At 44.8% G+C, this 15,680-nt stretch carries 18 protein-coding genes; all 18 read right to left on the bottom strand.

The genetic code is table 11. From position 1 onward, the window contains the following. Nucleotides 1-19: 19 nt before the first annotated feature. Nucleotides 20-1,288, bottom strand: coding sequence for a conjugative transposon protein TraM (gene traM / locus E0E36_RS08865; protein WP_130855667.1), 1,269 nt, complete (start codon nt 1,286-1,288; stop codon nt 20-22). Between the two features lie 49 nt (nt 1,289-1,337). After that, on the bottom strand, nt 1,338-2,312 hold the full coding sequence (locus tag E0E36_RS08860) for a DNA cytosine methyltransferase (protein ID WP_130855666.1): 975 nt from the start codon (nt 2,310-2,312) through the stop codon (nt 1,338-1,340). A 100-nt stretch (nt 2,313-2,412) separates the two neighbouring features. Beyond that, the gene (locus E0E36_RS08855; RefSeq protein WP_130855665.1) at nt 2,413-2,895 is read right to left on the bottom strand and encodes a hypothetical protein; all 483 of its coding nucleotides are present in this window, start codon (nt 2,893-2,895) and stop codon (nt 2,413-2,415) included. A 10-nt stretch (nt 2,896-2,905) separates the two neighbouring features. Further along, complete coding sequence (gene traK / locus E0E36_RS08850) at nt 2,906-3,511, bottom strand: conjugative transposon protein TraK (protein ID WP_341273585.1); 606 nt, start codon at nt 3,509-3,511, stop codon at nt 2,906-2,908. 72 nt (nt 3,512-3,583) lie between these two features. Then, the gene (gene traJ, locus E0E36_RS08845) at nt 3,584-4,825 is read right to left on the bottom strand and encodes a conjugative transposon protein TraJ (RefSeq protein WP_130855663.1); all 1,242 of its coding nucleotides are present in this window, start codon (nt 4,823-4,825) and stop codon (nt 3,584-3,586) included. Nucleotides 4,826-4,851: 26 nt separating this feature from the next. Beyond that, nucleotides 4,852-5,490, bottom strand: coding sequence for a TerB family tellurite resistance protein (locus tag E0E36_RS08840; RefSeq protein ID WP_130855662.1), 639 nt, complete (start codon nt 5,488-5,490; stop codon nt 4,852-4,854). Nucleotides 5,491-5,541: 51 nt separating this feature from the next. Further along, nucleotides 5,542-6,201 carry a hypothetical protein gene (locus E0E36_RS08835; protein WP_130855661.1) on the bottom strand — a complete coding sequence of 220 codons (660 nt, stop codon included), beginning with the start codon at nt 6,199-6,201 and terminating at the stop codon, nt 5,542-5,544. Between the two features lie 4 nt (nt 6,202-6,205). After that, the gene (locus tag E0E36_RS08830; protein ID WP_130855660.1) at nt 6,206-6,637 is read right to left on the bottom strand and encodes a hypothetical protein; all 432 of its coding nucleotides are present in this window, start codon (nt 6,635-6,637) and stop codon (nt 6,206-6,208) included. A 12-nt stretch (nt 6,638-6,649) separates the two neighbouring features. Continuing rightward, entirely contained in the window at nt 6,650-7,414 is a 765-nt protein-coding gene (locus tag E0E36_RS08825; RefSeq protein ID WP_242627166.1) for a conjugal transfer protein TraI, read from the bottom strand. After that, nucleotides 7,350-9,791: a TraG family conjugative transposon ATPase gene (locus E0E36_RS08820; RefSeq protein WP_130855659.1), complete on the bottom strand. Its 2,442-nt coding sequence runs from the start codon at nt 9,789-9,791 to the stop codon at nt 7,350-7,352. The genes E0E36_RS08825 and E0E36_RS08820 overlap by 65 nt, the downstream gene beginning before the upstream one ends. A gap of 26 nt (nt 9,792-9,817) precedes the next feature. Then, entirely contained in the window at nt 9,818-10,618 is an 801-nt protein-coding gene (locus tag E0E36_RS08815) for a hypothetical protein (RefSeq protein ID WP_130855658.1), read from the bottom strand. 16 nt (nt 10,619-10,634) lie between these two features. Next, nucleotides 10,635-11,825, bottom strand: coding sequence for a hypothetical protein (locus E0E36_RS08810; RefSeq protein ID WP_130855657.1), 1,191 nt, complete (start codon nt 11,823-11,825; stop codon nt 10,635-10,637). Beyond that, the gene (locus tag E0E36_RS08805; RefSeq protein ID WP_130855656.1) at nt 11,791-12,603 is read right to left on the bottom strand and encodes a hypothetical protein; all 813 of its coding nucleotides are present in this window, start codon (nt 12,601-12,603) and stop codon (nt 11,791-11,793) included. The genes E0E36_RS08810 and E0E36_RS08805 overlap by 35 nt, the downstream gene beginning before the upstream one ends. A gap of 63 nt (nt 12,604-12,666) precedes the next feature. Next, nucleotides 12,667-13,467, bottom strand: coding sequence for a hypothetical protein (locus E0E36_RS08800; protein WP_130855655.1), 801 nt, complete (start codon nt 13,465-13,467; stop codon nt 12,667-12,669). Nucleotides 13,468-13,516: 49 nt separating this feature from the next. Beyond that, on the bottom strand, nt 13,517-14,002 hold the full coding sequence (locus E0E36_RS08795) for a hypothetical protein (protein WP_130855654.1): 486 nt from the start codon (nt 14,000-14,002) through the stop codon (nt 13,517-13,519). Between the two features lie 18 nt (nt 14,003-14,020). Further along, on the bottom strand, nt 14,021-14,308 hold the full coding sequence (locus tag E0E36_RS08790) for a hypothetical protein (RefSeq protein ID WP_130855653.1): 288 nt from the start codon (nt 14,306-14,308) through the stop codon (nt 14,021-14,023). A 35-nt stretch (nt 14,309-14,343) separates the two neighbouring features. Further along, nucleotides 14,344-14,802, bottom strand: a complete 459-nt coding sequence (locus tag E0E36_RS08785; RefSeq protein WP_130855652.1) for a hypothetical protein — start codon at nt 14,800-14,802, stop codon at nt 14,344-14,346. An 86-nt stretch (nt 14,803-14,888) separates the two neighbouring features. Continuing rightward, nucleotides 14,889-15,665 carry a hypothetical protein gene (locus E0E36_RS08780; protein WP_130855651.1) on the bottom strand — a complete coding sequence of 259 codons (777 nt, stop codon included), beginning with the start codon at nt 15,663-15,665 and terminating at the stop codon, nt 14,889-14,891. Nucleotides 15,666-15,680 lie beyond the last annotated feature (15 nt).

The raw sequence follows: 15,680 nt of genomic DNA, 5'->3' as shown, positions 1-15,680 counted from the left end.
TTAATTTATTTATACGATATTAGCCTTCACCTTTCCGGTTCTCATCTTTGAGAACAACGGCGTATCCTGCCTTTACGGTTACTTTGATCAGTTTGACTTTTTTGCTCAGCAAACTTTTGGTAGCTTCGATACCGGCAGTCATCGCCTGCGCTCCGAGGGAAGGATCTAGCGCGGAAAGCCCAAGACTTTGCATCGATCGCTCTGCTGATTCCTTGGCAACATCCCGTGTAATGGCGCCGGGGATATAAAGACCGCCCACCCCATCCAGGTCATACACGATCAGGTTAACCGGATATATGGAATTTCCATAGAGTATACTTTGAATGGAAATAGTTAAGCGTTCGCCACTGACACCGGCAATTCCATAAACGAAATGATCTTTTGGTATCAATTGACCATTAATATAGATATCATTCAATAATCGCAGCTTAACGGTCGCCCCGGTCACTAGGGTCTGTGTTTCATGTATAACTGCCCGAATGGCATTGCTTTCAACTGAATCAGCCAAGGGGGCTTCGAGCGAGTAAAAACCATTATTGCCATGCGGGAATGATACCGCACCTGCGCTGTCAAGCACGCTCACCGCTTCTTCCGGAGGATTGGCAGAAACCGCAAACACCTGTCCCCTCATCGCTGCGGAATTTTTACGTAATTTATCACGAACCCTATCCGGATGCTGAATATCAAGGATACGTTCCAACATGCCACTGAGCTGCTTCATTTCCGGGTCCTCTCCGCCACTTTCCTGCATGGCATTCATCATGTTTTCCAAACGATCGATATCTTTAGCTTCAACAGCCGGATCAGGCCTATTGGTCCGCTTCGCGGGAACCTCATTACTTCCTGCTTCCGGTTCATTCAATGCCTTGTTGAGCAGGTTTAACCTTTCATATATTTTCGCTTCGTTGGCATCCGGACGTGACGCTCCATATAATTTCTCTTCCGGACCGGGTGCTGAATTTGCATCCGCTGTCGAAAGACCTGAATCACCTAATGCCATGTTTTTATAATAAGGATCGCTGGCAACCTGACGAAGGTGCTCCAGGGAGTCTTTATCTGCCTTGGAGTAAAAAGCCATTTTATCCAAAGTGGAATCCTCCGGGTTTGCAGCAGAGGGTAACTGCATATTTAAACCGGTTTGTGTAACTTCCGCCGTTTGTTCAACATCTCCTTTACCTCCTCCGAACACCCAAAACAACATGGTAATAAATGGCAACACCAAAAACGGAACTACCATCATAAATTTCCGTTCCCTTAAAAATTTTTCACTATACCCCACATTTTCCATCTTCACCTAAATTTTCCTGTAAAAACACAATTCTACTATCACCCGTCACTCAAATTTTACAGGCCGGTTTTTCGTTTTCAACAAGCTGAATGCTCCTGAAAATTTCCCTTGCCACCTGTGGTACTATCGTATTTCCGTAGGCTGCAATGGTTTCACTTCTCCATCTTGAAAAGGTAATTCCAGCCAATTCAAAGGGAAGCCCATCAATTCCGCTACAAATCGGGTGTTGAGTCGGGAACTCCCTCCAGGCTCTGTCAATTCCAAACTGGCTATGACATCCTCCAGATTGCCCCTGCCCCGGTCTTTCGAACAGTTCCCTCCGGCGGCTCTCGCCCGGGGAGTCGGCAGCATCCGGTCCCTCAAAAGTTTGTTTACCGATTCCATACCGACCCGCGCATTTCCCTTCTTTTGCCTTCCTACGGTCTTTCCTGCTAAGGAAGTCCTCTTTATTTTGCCTGCCGATGAACCAGACACGATCCCGGCGGTGCGGCGCCCCGACGGCACAAGCCGGAATAACCATAACCTGGACTGAATATCCGATGCATTCAAGATCTTTTCCGATCGTTTCCGTGATGTATTCCTGCTTTTCTTCAATGATTTCATCACACGCCTTACCGAGAAAAGTGGCTTGCTTTCCCACTTTAGTTGCAGTAACCGTGGATTGTACCATTGAAAGGATTCCAGTAACGTTCTCGCTACACAACCAACGAGGTCTGATCTCCTCAACTGCCCGCAGCATAACCGGCCAGAGGTAGCGGTCATCCTTCTTGCCTGCCCTTCGTCCGGCAACACTGAACGGTTGGCAAGGTAGGCTTCCCGATAGTATGTCAATTTCTCCTTTCCACTCGCTAAATTCCGTTTCCCTGATATCGCCATAACTAAATGAATTGGGCCAATAATATCTTAACACCCTTCTTGCAAATGGATTTATTTCGCAGTGAAATACATTCTTCCATCCCATCCATTCTGCTGCAAGTTCAAATCCCCCGATTCCACTGAACAGGCTTGCATGCCTTATAACCACTCTTCACAATTTTCGCTGAAAAATAGAGTACCACATCAATTGCAAACAGTCAATTGCTATCCATCATCATAAAATTCATGCCTATATCCCTTCTTCATACTTATTTGAACCATTGTTTCAATAGTTTCTCCGCTTCCAACAGACTATCTACCATACCCGGGCGGGACGACAGCATATGCTCCAAGGTTTTCCGCCCCTCAGGTGTTTTTCCCAAGCTGTCCATATAGGCCCTAAAGGATATGATCCTCCCGTAGGCTTCACGTAAGCGCAAACTATCCATCATCAATTCACCGCTAGTCCCCAGAAGGTATGGGGACCTAACCGTGATAGCGTAATCCGGGTTCAGTAATAAAGCTTTCGCGTTCCCATTGTTCCCTGCAACCATATAGAAACAGAAAGACAAACAAACAACCGAGAGCCCTGCTAATGCACCTATTTGCCCGCGCCTGCTCATCTTCATTGTTTTGCCGTTCATCCAATTTGCCCAGCGCCTTTGAAAGCGTAATATTTTTACAGCGATCAATTCCGAAGCTAAATCGCTTTTCCCTTGGCTGCTTTTCCTGTCTGCCTTATCCTTAAACATATTCCACCTTTTACCTATTCTTTACACTTAAATCTCTATTCTCCAGGATTTGCCAACGTTCGATCAAAAATCCGTGGGGGTTATTATCGCTACGGGGAACACTTCTTAAATAACCTTCGGTAACCAAACTCCTGTGCACGATTGTTGTCGTCCTGGTTATGACCTGTGTTGCCCTACAGCGGAAGAAAATCGGATAGGTATCCATATTGACCTGCACACTGTCTATATTGATCTCCTGGCTGACATTGCCACTGATGATATTCGCATAATAATTGCTTTCCTTTAGGTTATCATATTGCCTTTTGGCGCTTTCGTCCGCCAGATACAGGGCTTTGGCTATATTGGATTGAATAACCTTCTCATCTGGCGCCAGGTTAAAGAAATATTGATGGAAGGTCTTGATATGGTCTCTTGCTTCCACCGGCACATTATCCTTTCTGTCAGAGGCAAATGCCTCCAGAATTTTCCCGTTGGCTAACACATAAACCTTATCCTGAGCGGTCATGGCTACTGAAAAACATTTATAAATCACGTAGCAACTCATTTGAACCGAAGCTAATATAACGACAACGGCCACCAGCCTAACCTGCTTAAAGGCTGTATCTATATTTTTCATTTTCCTGAACATATCCAACGCCTATTATCTATCCCACATTTCAGAAAATGCCATCCGGCATCAAATTCTATATCAGCTTTTATTTGGCTTATCATCCAATTTACCGGCCATAGAGGCCGGCGATGCCCCACTGCTACTTTGTCCTGAGCCGTTTCCCTGACCTGAATTGCCGACCTTTCCGGGAAACCCACCGCTTCCCGTGAAATTATCAAGGTTAGTAGCCTGGGCGATGCCTTTGGCAATAAGCGATCCACCCTGGGTTGCCACGGCGCCTGCAGCACCAACCATAAATCCGGTTACTTTCTGCATCAGCGCACCACCTCCACCCGCATTAACAATAAAGCCGGCAACCGAAGGCACAGTCGTATACCCCAAAATGCCTATAAGCATGAAAATTAAGTATGCCGTATCCTGCGCGCTGAAAAATGTATCGCCCGATGAGCCGATCTGTTGCAGATCCAAGGCAAGCATCTTTTCCTGTATTTTTCCAATGATTGCACCGAAAATATTACAGACCGGTAACCATAGGTACACATTGATATACTTGGCAAGCCAGGCCGTTAGGGATTGCTGCATGCCATCAAAAATTGCCAGTCCAAAAACCAGAGGCCCCAGAATACCGAGAATAATCATATGAAAAGTCCGTAACGTATTCAAACAAAGGGCTGCCGCTTGAAAAATGATCTGCAGTATTTCGCTGAGCACCTCCTTTATCGAGTTGCGCACATTGTAGGAGGCCTTGGCGAATGCAAATTTTATATTGTTCCCCAGCCGATCGAGCATGCCTTCGGAAGGCAAAGGCTCATCGTCCCCAATATCCAGCGTGTACCTTAACCACTTATCCCGGTCCCCCATATTGTTCTGCCCGACATACATCTGCCAGGCATCACTTTTTAGAATCGCTTCTTCCTTTTGTTTCAGCAGAACTTTCACAGCTTTATCCGAATCTTTCACCATCCCGGCCGTAGCTTCTACTGTAGGCTCCAAAATTCCCCGCAGCAATCCCAATGTCAATGGATAAAAACTGATGCAAAACCCCAGAACGAACGGCCGAAATAAAGGGTAGAAGTCAATTGGCTCCGAATTGGCGATATGCCTCCAAACCCGGGAACCGATATAAAACAGCGCTCCAAAGGCTCCGATGGCCCGACCTATATTGATAAGGTCTGAACACATGGGAATCATTTCTTCGTATAGTGAATCCAAAACCCCGTGCAAACTGTTTATCTTTTCCATTGCGGGCTGGGCAAATACCAACAAAGGAGACAGGATACAGCAAAAAATCAAGCCACACACAACCAAATACCACTTCATCACACTTGATATTATAATAAATAACGTTAATTCGACTCCCCATCAAAACCATGGATTTTTTTCATACTTTCCACCTGAAACCGTTCCTTTTCCCGCTGAGCACCCAAGAGCGCGGTACTGTTATTAAAACTCCTAAGAAACATTACTTTGTCTTCCATGTCCAGATATATGCGATCAATGGCCTTCAAGCGCTCATCATCGCTCATCCGTAAATTGCCGGCAGTGATTACAAGCAGCAACTCATCCAGGTTCTGCAAAGAGAGCCGGAATAAATTATCATATACCTGCCCCAGGTAAACCAGTTCATCAGGTTTAAATTCACCACTTCGCTTAAAATCACCATAAGCATCCCTATACTCTTTAACCAGTTGGATTTGATAGTCGATGACCCATGCCACTTTGCGGTAATTCCTGACCGTCGGACTTACCTGCATCAACCCGTCCAGAAAATGCTTATGTAACGTAAAGTTCCCTTCTGATATATCTTTAATTGCCGAATATCCGCTGCTCAGAACTTTATAACTGGTTTTAAGGTCACTCAAAATCGCCTTATACTGCGAAAGCTTCTCCACGTTCAATAATAGGACAGCAATCTCATGTGCCTGTCCACGGGAATTTGTCCAACCCACCATCAATAGGAAAAATAAACACAATACCTTCATCATACCACACCCTTTCCTTCCATAATCTTTACCAATTCAATCTTCACCTTTCTGCTAAAAATCCGGGTCCTCCAATCCCAACCAGCTTTTTAATACATCTGCTTCCCTGTTTTCGTTCTTGCGGGAAAGTGAAAGAAACTGCGCCTCCTCACCAAATCGCCGGGCAAATCGGTATTGTTCCACCGACTCATCATAAAGCGCATTAATACGGTTGATCCTTTCATCGTCTTTCATTTCCAATTTGCCATTGGTGGTCAGGTCGGTAAGTTCAAGAATCACGGTGGAGCCATCTTCCAATAATCGGGCATATGCCGATTGCATAAATTCCAGTTCCCCTTCCCTGAAAAAACCTCCCTCCCGAAATTCTTTCAGATACTGCCCCCTTACTTTAATAATGGCAACCTGCATGGCAATGATATCAGCAATCTTCGGATATCTTTTAATAATGGGATTGATCGCTTTAAGTGAGCCAAAGAATAGCTGGTGTAAACCGAATTCTCCGCCCTTGAATTTCTCAACGATACCTAATCCATTCTGCGCAATTTCCCAGCCCTCTTCAATATATTCCTTGTAGACTTTCAGTGCAGCAATTTGCTGCGCCATATACTTTTTTCTGGTTTTCTTTTGCTTGAACCATTCAGAAAATGTCTGCGCCTCCGCCGTAAAAGCAAGCATCATACATAGAACACTGATCCCTATCCACTTTCCCTTCATCTCCCTATAATTTAATTCCTCTACCAAGTCGCTCCCTTCTTTCCTTTACCATATTTACAGCATCATGTCGCTCCGGGATATCATTGAAAATAATCCCCTCAAAGCGCTTGCTCTTCAGCACAAAACCATATTCGTTTTTATACGATATTTCCATATCACTGACCTGCAGACCAAAAACCGGCGAATGCCGGACCGTTAGGCTGCAATCAATGAACGGTTTATCATCCCCCTTCCACTCCAGGTAGGTGAACAGATGCAAACCGCCTCCTATTCCCTTTTCATCGCCTATTATTGACGAATATAGGTATCGCAGCACACTATCTTTTAAGCGATCGGGATAGCCACCGTTTGTCAGGAAGTGCCCATCATAGCCTTTATCGCCAATGATCTTACTGAACCTGTTAACGTCTTCAATCATTTCCTCCATTTGGTTCATTCTTAAACCCTTTCACTCAAGACCGTACATCTTCTTAACCAGATTTATTTCCTGCTCATCTTTCGCCCGCTGCAGCGATAGAAGCGCATTCTCGTTATTGAACTGACGTAGGTCCATAATATTTTCGTCCACCCGGTCACCGACTGAATTGATCAGCTCTAACCTTTTGGCATCGCTCATTTGCGTCTTAAAGGAATTGATGACAATGGTTAACTGATCAATATTTTTGATCGTTTCATTCAAAATACCGTTATAGACCTTTCCCATATAGTCAATTTCCCATGCAGAAAAGTGTTTGTCACTTTTTAATAATCCCCAGGCCGTCCGGTACTCCTGCACCAAACGGGCTTGCTTAACGGTAATATCCTTAATCCGCTGATAGTAGGTAATGAGCAATTTCACCTTTTGAAGCTCTTCAAAGTATTTCCCGTACTGCTCCTTCTGTCTTTCCGTCCATTCACCGATTTCGCGGAGTTTCAGTTTTGACATGGCATTTTCCAAGGTCTTTTGTGCACTCTGTAACCATATTACTTTATTCTGCTCCCGCTGTATTTTCAGGTCCACGGCCTGGATAACCTTGGTGATACCCTGTTTAATGATTTCGATAATTCCCAAAGCATGTGCATCTTTTACGGGCATCACTAATAATATGCTCACGGTAAACACGACCAGCCTCCTACTTGACATTTTCATAACCTTTTCCTTTTCGATCTCATTTCCTGTTCTCCCGCACCATTGCATCGATACCCGCTTCCATGCTACCGAACTTCTCGGCATATTCCAGCACTTTCACCCGCTCTTTACCCTCCGTGGTGAATGCGTAATATTCATGCGGGCAGAGCTCATTCTTAACGACTTTCATTTCCTGTCCCCCCAGGTCAATGAAAAGTTCACGTTCATCCGGATTGACGGACAGCGAAATTGTTTTCCCTTTTTCCGATAGGCCAAGTGTTTCCTGAATTTTGTCGAACTTGTGCATGAACTTCCTCATACCAAGCAGGATCTTTACGTCGGCATTGTTAATAATCGCATCCTTTATAATCGGCGAGCTTATCAAATCATCCAGCTCCTGCGTGATCACTCCCGGGATTCCATCAAATTTCCGGATGGTTTTAAAGGCATACTTTAAAAATTCCGCCATCCCTGATTTTGTGATCGCCTTCCAGGCCTCGTCAATCATCAGTACCTTTCTCACTCCTTTAAGTTTCCGCATCTTAGAAATGAACTGCTCAACGAGGATCAACGCAACAACCGGAAAAATTATCGGATGATCTTTGATCGAATCCAATTCTACCACTACAAAAGGTTGGTTGAGCATATCAAGGTTCTCCCTGGCATTCAATAAAAAGTCAAATTCATTACCGGAATAGAATGGCCGCAACACGTACAGGAAATTATTCAGATCAAAATCTTTATCTTTTACCCTTTGTGACTGCAACACCTCGGAATATTCGCTTTCCAAATAATCATAAAAAGTATTAAAGCACGGAAATAGCGATCTATCTGTCGATAGCTTATTGTAATAACCCTGTAAGGCGTTGGATAAGGCCACATATTCACTGCGGACAAAGCCTTCATTGTCCTGCTTCCAGAGAGCGACCAATAAAGCTTTCAGGCTTTCCTTCTTCTCCGTATCCAGGGATATCCCATCGGGCAGATAAAACGGGTTAAAGCTGATCGGATTATTTTCCTCATAGGTAAAATAGTAACCCTTCACCAGTGAGCATAACCCTTTATAAGACCCTCCAATGTCTACCACGAAACAATGGGCACCCTGATCATACAGGCTCCTTAAAATATGATTCACCACCATGCTCTTTCCGGCGCCGCTGGCACCCACAACCAGTGTGCCCATGTTACTGGTTGTTCCCCGCAAGCGTGGCGCCGTGAACAGGTCTAAAAATACAGGCTTACGGCTGATACGGTCACAAAAACGAATCCCTTCCTCCGGTGGATCGCTCCGATAGTTGCTTTCCATATTCAGAAAGCAACTGGCCTGTTCTGCAAAGGTGTCAAAGCTGTCATTCATGGGAAAGTCAGCCGCGTTTCCCGGAATTCCTGCCCAAAAAATTTGCGGTGAACCCACTGTTTCCTCTTTAGCGGCAGCGTCCATCTGGGACAGTGCAGCGCTTACCTGATTCTTCATTTCCTTTATCTCTTTTGGATCAGAAGACCATAACAGGACATTAAAATGGGCTTTTACGGGTAACCGTTGTTCGGCAATGGCTTCATTCAAAAAGTCATTGGTGGCATCCCTGGCAATGAGATTCTCGCGGGAATAAGCGGAAAGTGATTGCAGACGTAATCGCTTCCTTTCCATTTCATTGATGGTCTGCTGCCCGTCCCCTATAAAAATGTACTGGTTATAGATATGGCTACAGGGCAATAGTAAACCAAGCGCGCTGGAAAAACCGGTGGAAAATTTTGTACGATCTGTACTGAACTTCTCATAAGTCAACCTACTTCCTGTCAGGTGAGGCAGATCTACCGCATCTCCCAGTGTGTACAGCAAACATTGGCGATCGCCGACTTTCAGGCCATTTTCCGTAGAAATATCCTGCATCAGAAATTGATCCGAACGTTGCGCGAGCGAACAGTACTTCTCGATCACCCCCATCGCACGCCTCTCACTCAATAGGGAATCCTTTTTAAGTCGTTGGAGCTTTATCAGACCACAGCTTTCCAGTACCTGCTTGAACTGGCCGCATAGATCCTCAAAATCCGAAAGGGCGCCCGCATGAAGGGTCAATTCCGGTACAATGCTTTTCCTTATCAAATTGGAGAATAAACTATTAACAGACTTCCTGCCATCCGGCTTTTTAGTAATAAACAGGTAGCAGCAATGATCAAGGTAGGGACGACCGGCGAAATATGCGCTGCTTGCCCTGTTCAGGAATGTTGGTGTGTGCTTACCATCAGGCACCTTATACGTATTGCTTAGGAACCAATCCTGCTTATGCAATACGGAATGTTTGGGCAATGTCTTTATACCCTTCACCCAGGCATGATGCAGATTATCATAATCCTCCGAGCTGAGGGTAAATATCTCCGGTAAATCAACCTGATAGGCAATCGTTATATCCCCCTGTTTACTTAATATACAATCATGCTCAACACCGAATATCGGCAACAAGTCATCCAGCCATCTTTCCATCACACAATTCCCTTTTCACTTTCCTGTTAATTAATTTTTTTTACTGATCTGTTTTTTAGACTCGTTTCGAATATGACATCCAATATCTGAAATTCAGCGGCGCGCTGAACCATTTCACTTTCTTTTATGGGCAAGAGCTCTCCCGTCATTTTACCTGTCAACAGGTAATCATGTAAGAGTGAAGCCGGGCGCATTCCTATCTTCCGGGCATATTCCACAGGGTCCAACCGTACATAGTTTGGTATCCTTACCAGCACGACATCCTCCGGGAATGTAAGACATTCCTCGGCGCTCAGTTTCACCATTCGCAAGGAAGGTGTATGTAAAAAACCTTCGATAAACTTTCCCTCTCCGGCTCTCCAAAAGAATTTCAGGTCAAGAATCGGCGTATCGGCAGCATTTCCAATCAGCATTTCATTACGGAGGTCAACAAAATAATCCTTACTTCCAATCTCAATGGTAGGAAGTTTTCCGGACAACCGTTCTCTGATCGGTTGATCAATTAATAGCGAATCCCACTTTTCCTCCCGGCTTCGCCGATTTACTTCACTGGCATAAACTTCATCACCATGAAAATGCGGGGACAGAAACTCGCCGGGAATAGTCACTTTTTGGTACCGCATATCCGCTGCAGTTGCCGGACATTCAGGAAACAAACGGCAGGTTACCGGTTCTAAACGGGCATGGGCTACATCCCGATCAACCTTCCATAGGGCAAAGGAAAACGCATACGCCGGTCTCCTTTCAGGCATGAATACTCCTTTAGCTCGATCCACCGTAAATAAATTCCCTCCTAAGATCACTCTTTCCTCTTCATTCATCTTCATCGCTATAATCTATTTGTTAAAGACGCAATCCCCTATTTTGTTGCACCAGTCTTTCCCTTAGGTTCTCTTCGATTAAATAAGGGAGCCAGCTTTGCGTAACCGGATAGACTCTGGCTTCCATTTTCATCTGTTGAGGATATCCAAATTCGGCAATTAGCTGTTCATACCCCTCCTTTCTGGCCCAGCCTATCGGGTCCAACCGCTCATCGGTAGGGAAAGTAACCATAACTACATTTTTAGGTAAACTCGTGATGGTGTCTTCGTTTATGTTGACGGGTTCTCTTTTCTTATAGTCCCAGAATAAAGTATACTTATCCTCTTCCATTGTATAGGGTACCTGAGATAAGTCGATCTCACGTTTTGGACCCTCCGTGGATCGGAGCTCATTCTTCCACAGATCGACAACAAAGTCCCGGTCAATAATGCGAATTATCGGCAATTGTTCTCCATTCACTCGGTGATCAAATGCCTGTGGATTGTTCTCTAACTTTAAATCACTGTTTGGGAGCAATGTTACGGATATACCATACTTTGCTGCAACACCGATAGGATCAATTTTTACCATTTCATCCAGGTGAAAAGGGACGTAAGAACGCGCCATCCGCTCACTTGCCGGATTCCCGGATTCTTTATCAATATAAATGTCATATCCGCCCCCTTTTCCTTCATGGAAATTCATATCGTGAAATAACAGGTAATTCATAGGGTTATCCTTCCTGCGGATTTCACCATAGGCTACATCTACAACAAAGGTATAGCCGTGTGCATTTATCTCAGGCAAGGCCGGTTGCTTATACCGTAAAGGCCTATCCGCTATTTCCATCAGGGCGTCCCTGTCCAATAAGCGGATATTATAGGCATCGAGGTGCTCCTTATTGAAAAGTTCGGCAAAGGACGAACCCTGCGTATACCCGCTTTCATACAGGTAAACAGGTATCCGGAATTTCATCTCCCTTCCTTTTTCACGACCTGGTGCAGGGCTGATACTTTCAGTGTCCTTATTTATGTACCCTTCAATGAAATTCTCATCGATTTTCAACTTATAAATAGCGATCCGGTTGTCAGGATCGTGATCAGCTATTAGCTGATCGTAAACCCGGTCTACCCGGAACAGGGTATTACCTAAAAACAGTTTCTCTTCCTCTCTCATAACCACTGACACATTTTCTGAATTAATACCCTTTCGAATGAATCCTTCTTTTTCCACCTTTCAATGATGGATATTTTTGACTGACGGGTCTTGCAGAACCCTTGACCATTTCCGCCCTGTTTTCTTTAATGATTTCAGGAACAATTGATTCCGATAAAGGAAAAACCCGGGTTTCAAAATTTATCTGCAAGCGGCAGTTCTTTAAAACCTCCACGTCGCCACGATAATTCATTTTTAACCTACGCAATCCGATCAGCGTTGAAAGTGGATTTGAAATGGTAACCAGCAGTACATCTTTGGGTGGGGTTATCATGTCTGCCGGCAGACTCACCTGCTTTCCGGTAACCGTATCATAAAAAAATGAAAATTTGGACATATAGAACCCATTTTGCCAATTGGGCAGTAATATACCGGTGCCGGTGTCTTTAACCGGGACCAAGCCCCGTTCATCGATTTTAAATGACCGGTCCAGAATGGAAACCATCAGCGCTTCCCCATTGAGCTTTCGTTTCAGGACTTCCGCATCGGCACGGCAATCACAATCCCGTTGGGGCACAGCCTGTACTGCAATTCCATACTTCCGTGCCATCCCCGACGGGTCCACCTTTACCATTTCATCCGTCCGAACCTGCAGGATATCAGCCGGATCGGTATATAAATCCGCCAGCTGCTTTAGCTTTCGATCATAGTAAAAGAAGTATCCTCCCTGCTGATGGCAATCCATCTCGCTGAAGGGGATGATATTGTCCGGCTTTCCCTTTTCCCTCATTTCAGATAGATTTACGTCCACAGTAAAACAAGTCCCATCTATTATTTTTTCCGGAAGTACACTCATACTATATATTTTGCCATCCCCTCAGTTCCAACACCCAATTACGGTATAACGGCATGTTCGGATTTACCCATGACTGATGATTCGCCGTGATCCCAATTCCAACCGCTTCGTTTCTGCAGGACCGCTTCGACCCTCCATGGAAAGTTGGTTTCTCCTGATCAATTCCGGCAGCGTTGTTTCACTTAGCCGGATAATGCCCGCTTTCAGATTTTGCTCTATCGGGCTTTTAAGAAGCAGTTTGGTATCCGGTAAGCCGTACACTCTCGCGGCACCTATCGGATCAAGCCTTACCATATGGGGAACCTCTACCAGCACAACGTTCTCCGGCATCGCGGAGATGGATCGTAAGTCCAGGTTTACCTGCCTTTTTTGCTCTGTATCATAAAAAAAACGGTTTATCATATCATGTGGATTCCCTCCGGCCAGTGATATAACTGAATCTCCCTCATTCCCGAGTAACTGCCTTCTGTTTAAATCAACGGTATAAGAATCACCGGCTATATCAATAACAGGCAATATACCGGCGAGCCGATCGAATATCGATTTGTCGATCGCTAAGGTTCCCCACTCTTCCCGGAAACTGGCCGCGTTATAACGGGCAGCGTCGGGGGATGCTTCCAGGTAGCCATTTTTAATCAGGTCGGCCGGAAAATGAACCGGCATAAAATCACCGGGAAACCTGCCATCGGCCATATTGACCATATTTTTTGTCCTGCGATCGTAATCCAGATAATAAAAATCCCCTATATCCGTCAGTACCTTAAAGGGTATTTCATTATAATGACTACCTACCATCTGTGTGAACCTTTCCTTCCGGGTGTCCATTAAGAACAGATCGCCATCTATAATCATCCGCGCAACCATAACATCCTTTTTAATACCGGTCTACTTTTAACCGATCCAATCCTTCAATTTACATATGCATCCGTCGCCTGGCTTTCCTAACGGTATGATAGTCCTTTACCGCCTTCCTGACCTTCTCATCTTCAAATGCCCATTGGGTTTTTTTTATCGCTGAAGTTCGATTAGCACCTGTCAGGTTCTTGATGATATTCTGCTGGAAAATGACATTCATCGTGTAATCATTATGTACTTTCATTTCCTCATAAGACAACTTATGTTTTAAAGCAAAACCAATGGGATCTAGTTTACGCATGTGGGGTATTTCAACCTGCACTACTTCGGGATAGTTTTCCTCGCTTTTATCCATAGTCAACCTTCTCTCTTCATAATCAAAATCCGCCAGATAGAAGCCCCCTCCAAATTCCAGGAATTTTACGTCGATTATGTCTCTATGATTACCTTTGCGAATAAGCAAATCCAATTCTGCATCTACTAAATAGGTTACTCCCTTGATAGTGAATTCCGGTAAGGTTCTTCGGCCTGTTTTCTTTTCCATTTTCTTCTCTTCCTGAATTTATAACTTTAACCCTTTCTGCTCTTGCTTCCGGTCCCTCCTATTCCTTTCCATAACATAAGAGACGCCAAAATACTTCATATCGAACATCCTGGCTTCCAGATCATGTTGAAGGGGAAATATCCGCAGGGTTTCATCCAAACTTAAACCCATCTTTTTTGCATAAACAAAGGGGTCCATAAGACCGACATGGGGTAATATCACCATGACCGCATCGGGTGAAATATCGGTTATGTAGGGGTCAACCATGATCATTTCCCTCTTCCGTTTATCAAGCAAAAACATCATTTGGGCATCGCTACAGAAAGGTTGTTCACACTGTGTTAAATCAAAGGTTTGCCTTTTGCCTTTTCCGGCCGGAGCTCTTTTTGCTCCAGATCAACGATATAGCGTTCGCCATGAATTTTAATCCTCGGCAGATTTCCCGCCAAGCGGTCTTTTATTAATCCCGGGTCACAAACCAGTTGACTATCCCTTTGTGGTAATTGGTCAATAGCCAATCCATACTTTTTAGCCATCCGCTCCGGATCAAGTTTCACCATGTAATCCAGTTCTATTTTAAAATACGGACGTGTCCAGGTATAAGCAACATTCCGCCAATAAGGTGAATAGTCGAATTCATAATTCTTACCGGTATCCCGCATTTGATTGAACAGGATTGTATTTTGAGGAACATGCTGTTCACGTATCTCACCATAAGCCACATCTACCAGGAAGGTGATTCCGCCGATTACTTTTTTAGGTAATTCACGATCATTCCCTGTCACATTCTTTTTTTCCATACCTTTTTCCCTTCTATCCAATTCCTGAAAATTAAGTTGACTATAAAACGGCACTCCCGGCGCCCAATCGCATTGCCCCGGCCTATTTACAAATGGCGGTTCCTGATTTTCGTATTACCGACAAAATGTCGAGTCCTTCTTAAAGTGTCGTTTGGCGCAGATAGCATTTTTTGTTCCACGTCAGCGCTCCGGAGCTGCCGTTGCCCGTTTAACTCCAGCGAATAGCCTTTCATCACCCGGGCACCGATCATCCTGTAAAATTGCCTTGTATGTTGATCCCCGTCCGGTGCTACCTGGTATTTGATCAGGTCCTTTAAAAACTTCCGGATATCTTTGTCTTCCTCCAGCCGCCGCATGTCACCTGTGATCGGTTCACGGAGTACCAGTGCCAGAATGAATTTACCATCGGATTGCCTATAAACAGGTTTTTGGAAAACGATATCCAACATCATGGTCTCCGGTAGTTTTTTGACCGGAAGTACCGGGACAGGGCCGGGCGCCAGGACCCCTGATCGGAACGTTCCGATCACCTGTCCTACATGATCCTTTGTGAAAGCTAGGTGCAACTGGCTGGCATCGAGCTGTTTATTATGCCAAACATCTGCCCCGACCTTTACACTTACCCCCCGATCAAAGTGATCAAATGAATGCCCCATCGGCATCTTATCTTCATCGGGAAAAGGGAAGCGAAACCGGAAGCCCGCATTTGGTCTGGCATAATACCGAGGGTCAATATTACCATCTACGAAACCTAACTGACCGGCAAACAAAGCCCCCAGGTACTTTTCATAGCTCGTGTAATAAAGGCTTTCACAGGTGCCGATCTTCACCACTTTACTTCCGTATTTTACATATTCACCCATTGCTCTTACCTCTAT

The organism is Olivibacter jilunii (assembly GCF_900607235.1).
In the GTDB taxonomy this organism is placed as follows: domain Bacteria; phylum Bacteroidota; class Bacteroidia; order Sphingobacteriales; family Sphingobacteriaceae; genus Olivibacter; species Olivibacter oleidegradans.
This window is presented reverse-complemented; position numbering and strand designations above follow the sequence as displayed.